At 43.7% G+C, this 17,042-nt stretch carries 2 protein-coding genes; both read left to right on the forward strand.

Translation table 11 applies throughout. The features are described 5' to 3' along the window. Window positions 1–15: 15 nt before the first annotated feature. Entirely contained in the window at window positions 16–12,273 is a 12,258-nt protein-coding gene (locus tag G9F48_RS02910) for an SDR family NAD(P)-dependent oxidoreductase (RefSeq protein WP_165409001.1), read from the forward strand. Then, entirely contained in the window at window positions 12,273–17,039 is a 4,767-nt protein-coding gene (locus tag G9F48_RS02915; protein WP_165409002.1) for a type I polyketide synthase, read from the forward strand. Before G9F48_RS02910 ends, G9F48_RS02915 begins: the two co-directional genes overlap by 1 nt. Window positions 17,040–17,042: the final 3 nt, after the last annotated feature.

A 17,042-nucleotide genomic window follows, 5' to 3' on the forward strand; every position in this document is an offset into this window, starting at 1 on the left:
GGCGGGTGGAGGCCAATGGTTCATTTGAATAAACAGAGTGCGGATATCGCGATAATCGGGGTTGCTTGCAGATTCCCCGATGCAGATCATTATCATGAATTCTGGGAAAACATAAATAGCGGCAAAGATTCCATCCGGGAAGTGCCGATTGAACGGTGGGATCCCGATCTTTATTATTCAGCTGATATCAGTATACCGAACAAAACAATCAGCAAGTGGGGAGGTTTTATTCATAAAGCTGACCATTTCGACCATAAGTTTTTTAATATCTCTCCCCGGGAAGCGAAAAACATGGATCCTGAGCAAAGAATCCTTTTAGAAGAAACTTGGCGGTGCATCGAAGATTCCGGGGTCTCTTTGCGGGATCTCCAGCGTAAAACCACTTCTGTTTTTGCGGGTATTATGAATTCTGACTACCGGCAGACAGGTCATGCTGAATCGGAAATCGACAGTTACGCCTGTTTAGGAAGTTTCGAAGCTATGCTCTCCAACCGGCTTTCATACACATTCGGTTTGACCGGAAAAAGCATGTCTGTAAATGCCGCTTGTGCATCGTCGCTTGTTGCTTTACATGAAGCGGTTAAGTCATTGCGGACAAAAGAAAGCGATTATGCAATCGCATCGGGAGTAAACTTGAATTTCCAACCCGGAAAATATATTTCTTTTTCTAAAGCCAGAATGCTGAGTCCTGACGGCAAATGTAAAACCTTTGACGCAGCGGCGAACGGGTACGTTCCCGGAGAAGGGGCAGGCGTTGTATTGCTGCAGCGCCTTGGTGATGCAGTAAAAGCCGGTCACCATATATACGGGATCATAAAAGGGACAGCTGTTAATCATGGCGGTAAATCCCGTTCCATAACCGCTCCCAGAGCAGAAGCGCAGTGCCGGGTCATCTCAGAAGCTTTACACAACGCTGCTGTTGATGCTGCGACGGTTTCTTATGTAGAAGCACATGGCACGGGTACATCTCTGGGCGATCCGATAGAAATAGAAGCATTGACAAAAGCGTATCGGCAATATACTGAGGATACTCAATATTGCAGGATCGGAAGTGTGAAAACAAATATCGGTCATACAGAAGCAGCGGCGGGAATGGCCGGATTGATAAAAGTTCTAATGATGATGAAACATCGGAGGGTGCCGAAAAGCCTGAATGTACATACGGTAAATCCAATTATACAGTTTGAAAAAACACCGTTTAGGCCGGCGCTTGATTCAAGTGATTGGAAGGCGGCAGACGGGGCTCCGCTCAGGGCGGGAATCAGCTCCTTCGGTTTTGGAGGTGTTAACTCTCACGTCATCATCGAAGAATTTATACATACAAAAGACGAATCTGACAGAAAGGGAAGGGTTCCCTTCCTTTTTTCCGCTAAAAGTGAAGAAAGCATGAAACAAATGATACATAATTGGAGAACCTTTTCTGACGATTCTGAGGAATTTTGCAAAATATCAAATGAAGTGATCAGCAACACCCTTTTAACAAGGACATCGTTTGATTACAGGGCTGGTTTATTGGCAGGCAGCAAGGAGGAATTTAAAAATCAGCTTAAAGAGGGATTGAGTTTTCGGAGGAAACAAGATTCTGAATGGGCGCTTGCCATCGGTGACTTCAAATGGGAAAGTTATAAACAATTTGCCGTTTTGAAACGCGTGTTCCCTGATTTAGAAAAGAACGTAAGGTCGGTGCTGAAGGGTATACCAACATTGCACAGTTCATTTAAAAGAAAATGGACGCCTGAGAAAATTCGCTTGTATTCTTTAGTTATCAATACGGAAATCATAAAAAGTATCCTGGCATCCGGTTTTAAGCCAAGCCTCATTACAGGCGCCGGAGACGGATATTACGTCGCTCTTGCAGCAGCGGATATCATCAAAATTGAAAAGGCCATTTCTGTCATCACAGGCGCTGAAAAACCTTCGCACTTATCCTGTGAGCCGCCGACCATTCCATTTGTCAATCCGTACACTTCAAAAACGTACCCGCCGGTTCGATTAAATGAAGAATATGTAAGGATGCTGCTGAACGGTCTGAGCTTCCCGGCTGATTTTACAGACCGCCTGTACGGGAAAACACGGCTGCTTCTTGAGCACCAATATACGTTTAAAGGGTTTTTAGAAGAGTGGGATAAAGCGGGAAAGACTCAGGAAATCGAGATTTTATCTTATATAGTGAATCGCACGGCGGATAAAAGAAACGCATTGCCGGCTGATGAGGAAGCGGCGATCATGGCGATCCTTGCCTCTATGAGAAGACTGTATAAGAGATGGGATTTAACAGATTATGATGGATTCTTTGATAATGATTATGTTCTGGAAATATTAAATTTACTGGATGAGGGAATCTTATCTAAAGAACTTTTTCTGAGCATGTTATTGAAAAAGCAAGACGGAATTAAACAGGCTGTTGCTTGTATGAATGAGCAGCCGGCAGGTTTTTATGATAAGGCCCGTTTTCCGCTGATGACAGAATACAATCAAATGGATGCCGTGTCTCAGGAGATAGCTGACCATATGCCGCTTTACACGGAAGAAAAGGGAACGGAGCCGGATGTAAATATCTCTGATTTTTCAGTTTTTCAATTCGGATCGCTCCCTCCATCAGCAAAACTAAACAAAGCGGCTGCTTTTGAAGCGGACAAACCAGCCGATGAGGCTCTTTATCATTCATTTATGCAAATGTGGCTTTCAGGAGAAGAGATTGAATGGGCGAAACTAGGTGATTATCATAAAAGAAAAGCCCCGCTTCCGCCTTATCCGTTTGAGCGCTCTCAATTTTCTTTAAACCCTCAGCCGGTAAAATCAGACGCGGCTTTTTCAGAAAAGAAGAATCAGGCACTTTATACGCCGGTATGGAAAGAAACCGAACTTGAGAATGAAGCGGGCAGCGGACAAGCCTGTACTATTTTGTTGTTCTCCGGGAATAAAGACTATTTTGAAGAGCTGAAAAAAAGAGAGAATACGTCCGCATATCTTATTATGCCCGGTGACCGTTTAGAGCAGATAAGCGACAGTGTTTTCACCATCAACAGGCAGCGTCCCGAAGATTATCAAGGTGTCATTCGTCTGTTAAAGGAAAAAGGCGCAGCGCCTGATGCAATTTTGCATACTTGGTCTGAAAAACAGCCTGAACTGGAAGAAACACTCGAATCAGGAATTTATTCCGTGTTTTATCTGACTAAGGCTTTAATCAGCGAGAACCTTATAAACAAAGTAACGTTCATTTATACATTCAGCGCAGATCAAAAAGAAAAATTGCCGTATTTTGAAGGTGTGAACGGTTTTTTAAAATCGGTAAAACAAGAGTACCCGCAGCTGCATTGTAAGACGGTTTGCTTTGAACATGATTCTGTATCCGTTTCATGTTCAGAGAAGGCTGACATTCTTTATAAAGAAATAAACACAGCGCCTGATCGGCATATTCATATCACTTACAGAGGCTGCGTAAGATATGCACGGATGTTAGAGAAGCAGAGAGAAACAAACAGAAAGACCATTCAATACCCTGAAAAAGATAAAGTATATTTAATCACAGGGGGATTTGGGGGGATTGGCAGTAAAATCGCTGAATATTGCGCGAAAACTGAAAGATCCACCATTATCCTATCGGGGCGATCTGTTTTAAACGGAGATAAGCAGAAACATTTAGAATACCTGAACAGCTTTAAAGCAAAGGTTTATTATATACAGGCGAATATATCCGATAAAGAAGCGGTAAAAAAAATGATTGACGGTATTACCGATCAGCATGCAGGTCTTCATGGCGTCATTCATTGTGCAGGAGTTATCAGAGACTCGCTGCTTTTTCGAAAAACAAAGCAGGAACTTTCAGAGGTGATTGCTCCGAAAGTTCATGGCGCATTGAATCTTGATCATGCAACGAAGTCGCTCGAATTGGATTTTTTCGCCGTTTTTTCTTCAGTCGTCTCTATTGCAGGGAACGAAGGACAGTGTGATTATGCATATGCAAACGGCTTTTTAGATCATTTCGCCGAATATCGGGAACAGAAACGGCAAAATTCTCTGCGCAGCGGCCGCACCCTGACAATCAATTGGCCTTTATGGCAAGACATCGGAATGGGGGCGAACCTGTCAGGTCAAGGGCGGACGTCTCTTTTTCATGGTTCCGGGCTCGAAGAACTTCCTGCTGAAGACGGAACGCAATGGTTTTCGCGGATTGTAACTTCGGGTCAGCTGCATAATATTGCAGTCTGCGGTGATCACGAACGCTTTGAACAATTTATGCAGCAGAGATTTTTGACGGACGAAACAGAGACAGGCAGCGCCGTTCCTTTGGCTCAAGGCGATATTTTGGATCAGACAGTTTTGTTTTTAACCAATATCATCTCCTCTGAGGTCGGTGCAGAACGGGAAGAGATCGATCAAGATGTGCATCTGGCTGAATATGGAATGGATTCAGTTATGATTCATCAATGCAACACAAAGCTGGAGCAGTCACTGGGAGCAATTTCGAAAACGCTTTTATTTGAATTTCATACAATCAGAGATTTAGCAGATCATCTTGTAAAGGAATACCCGGATCGGCTGGGACGTTTATTTTCACGGGAGGAAAAAGGAAAACAGATTCAGAGCATTACCCCCGCCAGGCCGGAACAAAACATCACTGCACCTGCGGCGGAGGAAAAAGAACATCTTGACGGGATAGCGGTAATCGGTATCAGCGGCCGTTATCCCGGAGCTGAAAATATCGAAGAATTGTGGGATCTTCTATCAAAAGAGAGAACCGCAATCACAGAAATTCCGAAAGAACGATGGAATTATGAGACCTACTATGATCCAGACCCCGCTAAAGCGCATGAGGGAAAAATTTATTGCAAATGGGGCGGATTTTTAAAGAATGCTGAATCATTTGATTCTTTGTTTTTCCAAATATCGCCGAGAGAAGCAGAAGCGATGGATCCTCAGGAACGAATATTTCTCGAAACCGTATGGAAAGCATTTGAAGATTCGGGATATACCATTGACGGGTTGAGAAAGCAGACCGAAAAACATGTCGGTGTATTTGCGGGAGTTACAACCAATTCTTACAAGCTGCTCGGCGAAAGAATACCGACGGACAAAAACGATGTACTTCCAAATTCGTTCCCATGGTCTCTCGCGAACAGAGTGTCTTACACATTTGATTTTACGGGTCCCAGTATCCCTGTAGATACGGCTTGCTCTTCATCCTTAACGGCAATTCACATGGCTTGCCAAAGTTTAAAAAAAGGTGAGTGCTCTGTTGCGGTTGCGGGAGGAGTAAATTTGTATCTTCATCCTTCTGACTATTTATACCGGTGTCAGATGGGAATGCTTTCAAAATCGGGAAAATGCAGAAGTTTTGGAGAAGGCGGCGACGGTTTCGTGCCCGGGGAAGGTGTCGGGGCCGTTATTCTTAAACCGCTTAAAGATGCCATACGTGATAATGATACTGTGTACGCCGTCATAAAAGGAACGGCAATTAACCATGGCGGAAAGACGAATGGCTATACGGTGCCTAATCCTGCCGCACAGGCGGATTTAATTCAAGGAGCTCTTAAAGCGGCCGGTTGGAGCGCCAGAAGTGTCAGCTTTATTGAAGCCCACGGCACGGGAACGCCGCTGGGTGACCCGATTGAAGTCCGAGGTCTGACCAAGGCGTTCAGAGCTTATACCGAAGATGTTTCATATTGTTCTCTCGGATCGATTAAATCTAACATCGGTCATCTCGAAGCGGCCGCGGGTATTGCCGGCCTGACAAAGATTATTTTACAAATGAAGTATAAAAAAATAGCCGCAACACTGCATGCTGAACGGGTTCATCCGGATCTTTATCTGGAAGAGACACCTTTTTGTCTCCAGCAGGAAACCGCCGACTGGATAAAACCCGCGAATGAAAAACATTCTGACAGCAAATATCCGCGGCGTGCGGGATTAAGTTCTTTCGGAGCGGGCGGGGCAAATGCTCATATCCTTGTGGAAGAGTATGAGTCTGCTGCTGACTGTCAAACGGATTGTGAGGAAAGTGAGGAACTTATCGTACTCTCAGCCAAGCATTCACTGAGTTTACGGGAATCAGCAAAACAGCTGGAGGAATATCTGCAAAAGGCTCGTCATAAGCAGGGCGAGTGTTTACAGCCGGCGGGAACAAATAAGCCGCTTCACCTTTCTGATATTGCGTATACCCTTCTTGAAGGGCGTGAAGCCATGCCGGAAAGGCTTGCTGTCATTTCAAATAATATCGATGATCTGATGTTGAAATTAAATCACTTTTATAATGGAATTGACGATCACGAAATATTCAGAGGGAAAAAACCGAATCATAAACGCGGACAGCGGCAATCAGATCTTCCGCTCAAATCCGGCAGAACCACATTAGCCGAAATGGCTGAATTCTGGGTATCGGGAGGGAATTTAAGCTGGGAAGATTTCCGCACCGGCAGAAAACCGGCAAAAATTGCGCTGCCGACTTACCCTTTCTTAAAAAACAGACTGTGGGTGTCAAATAAGGCGCAAACAACATCAGCAGCCGGTACAGCTCCTTTATTTGATTTTTCTGCAGGTGAGTGCCGATTTTATAAAACGCTTTCAGATTCTGAATATTATTTAAAAGACCATGTTGTGCATGGGAATATGGTTCTGCCCGGAGCGGCAATCATCGAAGCGGCCAGAGAAGCGGGAGAGAGGCTGTACGGAAAATCAGTCATAAAACTGAGTCAGGTTGTATGGGCGGTTCCGATAACCGTTGAAAAAGAAAAGACGATAATGATAGATCTGCTGCCGAATCAAAAAGACGGCAGATTTGTGGTGAAAACCGATATGCAGCCTGAAGCGGCAGTTCATTGCCAAGGAAACATTATCACATGCGGAGATAAAGATGCCTCTCATACAGAGCATTTTAAATTGGACAGCTGGTTAACCGGACAGAAAAGATTAATCAGCGGCGCTGAGTGTTATAGGAACTTCCGGCAGAGCGGTTTGGACTATGGAGCCGGCTTTCAGGTAATAAAACAGCTGTTTATCCATGAAAATGCTGTTCTTGCACGAATATCACTTCCTGAGAGCATTCATAAAAAATCCGGCGCGCTGCTGGAACCGTGTTTATTGGATGGCATTTTTCAATCCACAACCGGGTTTACGTCCACTCAGGAAGACGATCACACCGCATATTTGCCTTTTGAATTAGGTGAGCTGGAAATTCTTCAACCACCTTCGGCAAGCGGCTATGCTTACATTACAGCTGCCGATGAAAGACAACATGATGATGTCAAAAGGTTTCATATACTATTTATGGATGAACACGGATCTGTAAGTCTTAAAATAAAAAACTTAGCGTTGAAGGCATTAAGGGCTGCACCGCAGACTCAAAATGAGCGGCATTCAGCTAAGTATTACACTGATATGTGGAAGCGGGCCCCTATGCTTCATCAGCCTGAAGGCAGCGGTTTAAACAGCTGCCTTGTGATTTCACTCCGTCAGGATATATCAGAACCGCTGATCCGCCAGGCATATAAAGATATCGGCCTGAACATGATCTTTGTCCGCCATGGCGGCGGTTTTCAAGAAAAAGAAGCTGATTCCTTTGAATTGAACAGCGTCAAACTTGAAGGCTATAAGAAATTGCTGGCGATTCTTAAAGAAAGACAAGTGACAATTGACCGCGTCATTTTAATCGGGATGAGCCCTGAAACGGGAATTGAGCATAACATTCATGAAAAGCTGGAAAAGGCTGTTTTGCCGGTTTTCAATGTAACGAAAGCTCTGTTAGCCACCATCCCAAGACATAAAATCCTGATATCACATGTATTTTTCACAAGGAACAATCAAATCTTACCTTATCAAATGGCAATGAGCGGCTTTTTTAGGTCGCTTCATTTAGAACATCCAATGTTGTCCGGTAAAAATATTGAAATACACAGCGACGATATTCAGTTACAGCTGAACACCGGTCTGCCTGAATTAAAAAACCTTGTGAAAGAAACAGTCATCAGCGATGATACTTCTTCAGAAATCAGATACAGAGATGGAATCAGGCAGGTGAAACACTCTGCAGAAATTGAAAGTGCAGAGCCCCTCAAAAAGATGGAAGTAAAAGAAGGGGGAGTTTACCTCATTACAGGAGGAACAGGCGGCCTGGGCCTGATTTTTGCCAGACATCTTGTGCGAAAAGGGAGAATAAAACTTGTGCTTATCGGCAGGTCAGAGCTTTCTGAGGAAGCCGTAAGCAATGTAAAAGAGCTCGAAAAAAACGGATCAGAGGTTTTTTATGTAAGAACCGATATTTCTGATAAGGAAAATGTCAACAACCTGATAAAACTCGTCAAAAACAAATTAGGTCCTGTTAAAGGAATTATTCACAGCGCCGGTGTGATAAAAGATTCATTACTCATCAATAAGCGTGAAGAGGATCTCGATTCAGTCCTGGCCAGCAAGGTTTACGGAACGATATGGCTTGACCGGTATACAGACAGAGAACCTCTGGACTTTTTTGTTATGTTTTCATCTATCAGCGCAATAATCGGGAATGCCGGACAAACTGATTATGCTTATGCAAACCGGTTTATGGATTATTTTGCGGAAATGAGAGCGGCGGAAAATAAACCTGGAAAAACAGTCTCGATTAATTGGCCTTTATGGAAAGAAGGCGGTATGCAAATTGACATTCATTCAGAGAAGTTCCTTTATGACCGTTTCGGAATGCTGCCTCTGGTAAAACGGGAAGGCCTTGCAGCATTTGATCAAGCAATGACAGGGTGTGAACATCAAATAATGGTATTTAGCGGTAATGAATTAAAGCTGGAACGAATGATAACGATTGACAGCGGAAAAAGTGACCCGGCAATCGCCGACGAAAATCACGAACCGAAAGAGCTGTCAATAACTGAATCTTTAAAAAGCACTTTGACGCGCATCATCACCGGCGTATTAAAAATTGAAGAACGGGAATTTGATTTTGAACTGCCGATAAGTGAATACGGATTTGATTCAATTATGTTTACAATGCTGGGCAACGAATTAAACGAAACATTAGGAATATCAATGATGCCGTCAGATTTTTTCGGTCTTACTGATTTTAATGAACTTCTTGAGTTTTTAAAGAGTGAGTATTCCGAAGAGCTTCATCTCTGCGGGTCTTTTTCTTCAGATGAATCTGCGGCGAAAGACAGAAGAGAAAATCTGATTGAGGGCATCGCAAAGATGATGTCAAGTATTTTAAAGATTGACAGAAAGGAAATAGAAGAAGAGACTTCATTCGGCGAGTACGGATTTGATTCTATTACGTTTACCAGACTCGGAAATGAAATCAATCAACAATATGGTACGGAATTATTGCCGTCCATTTTCTTTGAATGCAATTCACTGGCTGAACTGACTGATTATGTAATCGAGCAATACGGAGAAATCCTTTTTGCTGAGACAGAACCTTTTTCTGCAGCAGACGAAAAAACATTGTACAGCACGCCTCCGCCCGAATCCTATGAACATTCCCCTGAGCCTGAAAACAAAACCAGGCAAGAGGAAAGACATATGAATGAGCCGGTTGCAATAGTGGGAATAAGCGGCCGTTTCCCCCAAACAGATACGCTGGAAGACTTTTGGGAAGGAATTGAAAAAGGGCGGGATATGATTACAGACATTCCTGAAGACCGTTGGGACTGGAAAGAGTTTGACGGCGATCCGATCAGGGACGTCAATAGAACAAAAATAAAAAAAGGCGGGTTTATCAAAGGCGCGGACAGTTTTGATCCGTTGTTTTTCGGGATTTCTCCCGCCGAAGCAGAATTAATGGATCCCCAGCAAAGAATTTTTATGGAGACTGTATGGAAAACAATAGAAGATGCGGGCTATAAGCCGTCTGATTTGGCAGGGACGAAAACCGCGGTGTTTGCAGGGGTCGCCACAACGGACTATGCGGAACGTCTCAATGAAAATGGCGTCTCTGTTCAGGCGCAGACCGCAACCGGTTTAAATCATTGTATATTGGCTAATCGTATTTCTTACCAGCTGAACCTGACGGGTCCGAGTGAACCGATTGATACTGCCTGTTCAAGTTCGTTAGTTGCACTCCATCGTGCGGCTGAGGGGATTCAAAGAGGCGATTTTGAAATGGCGATTGCAGGCGGAGTGCATATTATGACAAGCCCTACTCTGTTTATAGCTTTTGATAAAGCAGGTATGCTTTCCAAAGACGGAAAGTGCAAAACGTTTGATAAAAGCGCTGACGGCTATGTAAGGAGTGAAGGGGCGGCTGCAGTATTGCTTAAGCCGCTCAGCAAAGCACAGGCAGACGGTGATCATATTTATGGTTTGATTAAAGGGTCAGCTGTAAATCACGGCGGCCGCGCCAATTCTTTGACAGCTCCGAATCCGAACGCACAGGCGGACTTATTAACCGAAGCTTGGCGGAAGGCGGGGGTCAGTCCCGCCACTGCGGGATATATAGAAGCGCATGGCACAGGGACAAGTCTTGGCGATCCGATTGAAGTAAACAGCATCATAAAGGCATTTAAAACGTTATATCAAGAATGGGACATTCCTTTTGAGAAACAAAAAAGCTGCGGAATCGGGTCTGTGAAAACAAACATCGGCCATCTCGAAACCGCTGCCGGAATAGCCGGAGTGCTGAAAGTGTTACTGGCTTTTAAATATCGCAAACTTCCGGGACTCGCCCATTTTTCAGAACTCAATCCATACATTAAACTGGAAAATACGCCATTTTATATCACAGAAACCGCTCAAAAGTGGAATCCGATAAAAGATGAAGAGAACAACGATCTGCCGAGGAGAGCAGGTGTCAGCTCATTCGGATTCGGCGGTGTGAACGCGCATATTGTTTTAGAGGAATACAGGGAACCTCAAAAAGAAGTACCGGAAAACAACGGTAAAACACACATTTTTGTTTTATCTGCGAAAACCAAAGATCAATTACTTGAGTATATCCGGCTTATGGTTCAGTACTTGGATCGCGTGATTGCCGGTGACATGACGGTTAATGCTAGTGACATGGAATTTACATTGCAAAACGGCCGGGAAGCAATGAACGAGAGAATTGCCGTATGTGCAGTGAGTCTGACTGAGCTGAAAGATAAATACGTCAGCTTTCTTGATAAAAGCAAGGTGCAAAATGGCGTATTTATAAGCGAAAACACTGTAGAGCGCGCAGCTGTTTCTGAATATATGATTCAGGAGGCTCTTCAAAGCGGAAAAGAGGAGCTGCTCGCACAATGTTGGGCCAATGGAGCTGAGTTTGAATGGAAGACCATCGGCAATAAGAAATTGAATAGAGTGCCGCTGCCGACTTATCCGTTTGCAAAAGAGAGTTATTGGTTTACTCCGAAAAAGAACAAAAGCGAGGTTAATAGCAAAAGTCTTCACCCATTAATCAGCGAGAATGTCTCAACATTAAAGAAACAAGCATTTAAAACTGTTATTTCCGGAACTGAATTTTTCGTCACTGATCACCTTGTTTCAGGAGACTGTGTGTTGCCGGGAGCCGCTTCGCTTGAAATGGCTCTTGTTTGTGCGGAAATAAGCGGAGAAAGTAAAGTATATAAAATAAAAGACGTGATGTGGAACAGACCTATATTATATAAAGGAAAAACGCTGCATATTTATACCGGCTTGAAAATGAAACAAGATAAGTTGAACGTAACGATATGTAAAGAGGGCCCGGATGGCGTGCAGCAAATCTGCACACAATGTGAAACAGTATTCGGAGACATAAACAGCAATCATGAGTATGTCGATATTGATAAGTTCATACGCAGCAGTAAAACGGTCATAAGCCGGGAAGAGTGTTATCACCGCTTCAGTCGTATGGGCCTGACATATCAGAGCGGTTTTCAAACGTTGAAAGCCGTATATCGCGGTGATGTGGAGTTAATGGCAGAATTGGAGCTTCCGGATCATTTAGCGAACGGGTTTTCACATTTTACACTCCATCCTTCATTAATTGACGGCGGTTTTCAAGCGGCGGCATTTTTGTTAAGAGAAAATGAGAAAGACGGCTTATTTGTTCCTTATTCACTTAGAGAGCTTCACATTAAGAGGGCGCTTACTGCCCGTTGCCATGTTTCGGTGAGAGAAACCGGTTTTTATACGTATAACATTGATTTTATTAATGAGAGCGGCGAAATAGCCGTGAGCATGAAAGACTTTTCTGTCAGAAAAGTGACCGGGGGAGAATTAACCGCAGGTCATAAAAATGAAGATCAGGAAATTCTCTTCTTATTGGAACAATTGAAAAACGGTGAACTTTCTGCTGACCAAGTTTATCAGCTGCTGGAGGGAAAATAGTGCAGATCAAACAAATACTTTCCTTAATTGAAGAACAGCAAATGTCTCCTGATGCAGGACTGGAGCTAATTCGTACTTACAGAAAACAACAAATGGAAAAAAAGGCGGAGCCGGAATCACAAGCTCCGTCCCCAACCATTTTTTTTAAGACCGATTGGGTAAGGACAAATCACATTGATATGCCGAATCAGCAGGCACCGGGGAATATGCTGATTTTTGATCAGGATAACCGTCTCTTTCAGCATGCCGAGATGATGAATGGAGAACATAACCGTGTCATTCTCGTAACGCCCGATTCTGATTACAGAATTGAACGGAATAGATGCACAATCAATCCTTCTGATGAAAATCATGTCGAAATGCTGCTGTCTGATTTGGCTGAAAACGGATTTACACCTGATGTCGTGCTTTATTTATGGGACGGAGAAATCAGAGAATTCACTGAAGAATCCGTTAATGAAACTCTTCGCAGAGGGATAAACTCGCTCTTTTTATTATCAAAAGCTTTAATGCGAAGAAACGAACCTGTTACGTTATTGCATATTTATTGGACAAGCGGTCTGAATCAGCCGTTTCATGAAGCTGTCGGAGGGTTCGTGAAAACGGTAAACATGGAAAGCTCCAAGCTTAAAGCGAAAACCATACAGATACGCCACGAGGGTTCTGACATAAATCCTCCGGTTTCCGAGATGTGGGATGCTGCAATCAGTCAAATGCAGCGCATTCAAACGGATGAATGTGAGATTTTAATAGACTCACATACCCGTTTTGTGAAAGAGCTGCAGCCTATTGATATTCCGGAACACGATAACGGATCTGTAACGTATCAAAAAGGCGGCATATATATCATTACCGGAGGAGCCGGAAAACTCGGGCTGCTGTTTGCGGAACACATCGCTAATGAAAACCAAGCCGTGATTATACTTACAGGCCGTTCTTTTTTAACAGCTGATCAAAAAGAACGGATCAGTAAGCTTAATGAGAGCGGCTCTATTGTTGAATATCAGCGGACGGACATAACAGATCGAACAGAGGCAGAGCGATTCATTTTCGGCGTTAAACAGCGGTACGGCAGCATAAACGGGATCATCCATGCTGCCGGCATCCTTCGTGACTCATTTCTTGTAAATAAAAGTCTCAGTGATTTTACGGACGTACTGAAACCGAAAGTTTACGGGACAATCTGGCTGGATGAGCTGACAAAAGACGAAGATCTTGATTTTTTTGTTCTCTTTTCTTCTTTTGCCGCTTACGGAAATGCCGGCCAAAGTGACTATGCGTACGCAAATCATTTTATGGACAGTTTTGCAATGCTTCGATCCCAGCTCTCCCGAAACGGAAAAACACTATCAATCAATTGGCCGTTATTGAAAGATGGCGGAATGAGTCTCGACAGCAATGGAATCATTCAAATAAAAGAAAAATACGGAATGACTCCGATGCGAACTTCCTCTGTTCTGGAAGCGTTTCTGAAAATGCTGGGGTCTTCATTTACCAGCTTAATGCCTGCAGAAGGAGAGCGGGATAAAATGATAAAAGCGCTTTCGATTCAAAGAAATACAGCTGCAGCAGATCAAGATACACTCACGGCGGAATACGATGAAGAAGAGGAATATGCTGCGAAAGAAAAAGTCAATGACTATTTAATCAAGATCATCAGCGGTGTCTTGAAAATCCAAGCTCATAAAATAAATGCGAAAGACTCTTTTGAGAAGTTCGGAATCAACTCACTTATGATCATGTCACTTATTTCAAAGCTTGAAGATACTTTCGGGGATCTTCCGAAAACAATCTTTTTTGAATATCAGAACATTGAAGAGCTTTCAAACTTCTTCCTAACATCTTTTAAAGAAAAAGTGCTTAAGGCCGCAGGAGCAGCTCCGGTAACAAGAGTGCAGAAGAAAAGAGAAAATCCGAGTAAAAAACAGCACCGGCAGCAGAAGGATACACCTGCACCGAGCATGGTTCAGCCGGGTGAGGATATTGCCATTATCGGTGTGAGCGGAAGATATCCGAATTCCGATACTCTTGAAGAGTTCTGGGAAAACATTGCCGGAGGGAAAAACTGTATTATTGAAATCCCCGAGGAACGTTGGGATTTCAGATCGAATTACAGTCCCGACAGAATGGAGAAGGGGAAAATCAACAGTAAGTGGGGCGGTTTTATCAGCGGTGTTGATCAATTCGATCCGCTGTTTTTCCACATTTCTCATAAAGAAGCTGAGCTGATGGACCCTCAGGAGCGAATTTTTCTCGAAACCTCCTGGCATACGTTTGAAGATTCAGGATATACAAAAGAGAAGCTTAACGGTATGAAAGCCGGTGTGTTTGTCGGAGCCATGTACGGACAATATCAATTATTCGGCGCAGAAGAAACTGCGCGGGGCAATCCGATTGCGCTCAGTTCCTTCTTTTCATCTATTGCGAACAGGGTTTCATACTTTTTTAATCTCTCCGGCCCGAGCATTGCACTGGATACGATGTGTTCATCATCGCTGACGGCCATTCACTTGGCATGTGAGAGCATTAAAAGAGGGGAAAGTGAAATTGCGCTTGCGGGCGGCGTTAATGTGTCCATACACCCCAGCAAATACCTTTGGCTGAGTCAAGGTAATTTTGTTTCCACCGAAGGATTGTGCAGAAGTTTCGGAGAGGGCGGAGACGGCTATGTCCCGGGAGAAGGTTCGGGAGCCGTCCTGTTGAAACCTCTGGAAAAAGCAATTGCTGATCAGGATCATATATACGGAGTGATTAAAGGAACATCTGTAAATCATGGCGGAAAAACCAATGGGTTTACGGTTCCGAATCCGAATGCACAAGCTGAGCTGATTGCTGAAAATTTTAAGAAATCGGGCATCAGTCCGCGATCCGTCAGCTACTTGGAAGCACACGGAACGGGTACCTCGCTCGGAGATCCGATTGAGATCGCAGGATTGACAAAAGCTTTTGAGAAATTTACGGATGATAAACAATTTTGTGCCATAGGTTCAGTGAAGTCTAATATCGGACATTTGGAGTCTGCCGCAGGTATAGCAGCCCTTACAAAAGTTCTTTTACAATTTAAACACCAGAAATTGGCGCCATCCATTCACTCGGAACAGCTGAACCAAAATATCCGATTTGAAAAGACGCCTTTTTACGTTCAGCAGAAAGAAGAAGAGTGGCGGAAAGAATCAGGCGCCTCTAACAGGAGAGCAGCAATCAGTTCGTTCGGAGCGGGAGGAGCAAATGCCCATGTCATTGTGGAGGAATATCAAAACCATGCAGACACACAAACAATAAGTGGGCCGTTTGCCGCAGTTCTCTCTGCCAAAAATGAAGACAGACTGAAAGAATACGCCCGGCGCCTTCTGCAATTCACAGAGCGGGAGACAAAGGCCTCGGCAGCTGATATCGCTTTTACATTGCAGACATGCAGGGAGCCGATGGAAGACAGACTTGCTGTTGTAGCTTCCGATTTGCCGGAACTTAAGGAGAAGCTGAGAACTTTCTGTACTGAAGGAACAATTGGAGAGGGCGTATACAAAGGCAATGTTACGAAAGATTTTGATAAAGTCTTTATCTTTCATGATCAAAAGATGAAAGATAAATTCCTCGAGGTGATGATGGAGACAAAGGACTTGAATCTTCTAGCAAAATTATGGTCTTTCGGGGCTGATATTCAATGGAGAGAGTTATATGAAGAGTATACCCCGCAAAAGGTCAAGCTTCCTTTATATCCATTTGCTGAGGAGTCTTACTGGGTGCCTCGAAATCAAAGTGCAATATTTCCGGAAATATTGTCGCGGCAGTCTTCACTGCACCCGCTTCTGGATTCGAATGAATCTACTCTGGAACAGCAGTTTTTTAAAACGACATTAAGAGAAAAAGAGATTTGGTTAAAAGACCACATCGTAAAAAACAAGAGCATTCTCCCGGCCGCTGCTTTTCTTGAAATGGCATGCGCAGCGGGAACACGGTCATATCGAAAGAAAGAGGTCACTTGTTTAAAAAACGTGATATTTGCAAGACCGGCCATGCTTTTGCAAGAGAGCCTGACCATTTACACTCACATTTCCGTAAAAGACGGCAAAATATTATTTAATATGTCATCTGACGAGGATGCTCCTGTAAGGACTGGATTTGTGACGGGGGAATTAGATTTTGATCATCATTACGGTGATATAGAGAATATCGACAGACAAGAGATGATAAACAGAAGTGCTTTTGTCCGTGAACAAGATGAATGTTACAAGTATTTTCAGGAAAACGGGTTCCTGTATGGGCGCGCTTTTCAGCCGATTCAACGTTTATGGGGCGGAAAAACAGAAGCGGTTGCACACTTATTGCTGCCAAAAGAAGCCGCATATGCTCTTGAAAATTATACATTGCATCCGTCTTTAATTGATGGGGCTCTGCAATCTTTGTTCGGAATTACGGACGGAAGAGAAGAGGCATCTGTTTATGTTCCTTTTTCAATAGGAGAGATTACGATTCGGAAAAAAGTTTCAGCAGAATGCTGGGCTTATGCGCGTAAAACAGGCCAAAAAGGTCAATCCGAGCTTATTTACGATATTCAGCTGCTTAATGAACAAGGAGAAAGACTTGCAGGTTTGAAGGATGTAACCATTCGTAAAAAAGAAACGTTTTCTGCGGAGGCACAGACTCGTGCAACAGCGGATTCCAATGGAAAGAACGAGAGAGTAAAAGAGCTCCTCAGACAATTAAAAGCGGGCGAACTGACTGCGGAGGAAGCTGATTATGTGCTGGAGCGCATGCAGGATTAGTTT

Source organism: Bacillus sp. EKM420B, from assembly GCF_011065565.1.
Classification (GTDB): Bacteria; Bacillota; Bacilli; order Bacillales; family Bacillaceae; genus Bacillus; species Bacillus velezensis.

Coding starts and splice junctions, on each gene's coding strand:
- G9F48_RS02910 (WP_165409001.1), top strand. CDS start 16: ATGGTTCATTTGAATAAACAGAGTGCGGATATCGCGATAATCGGGGTT.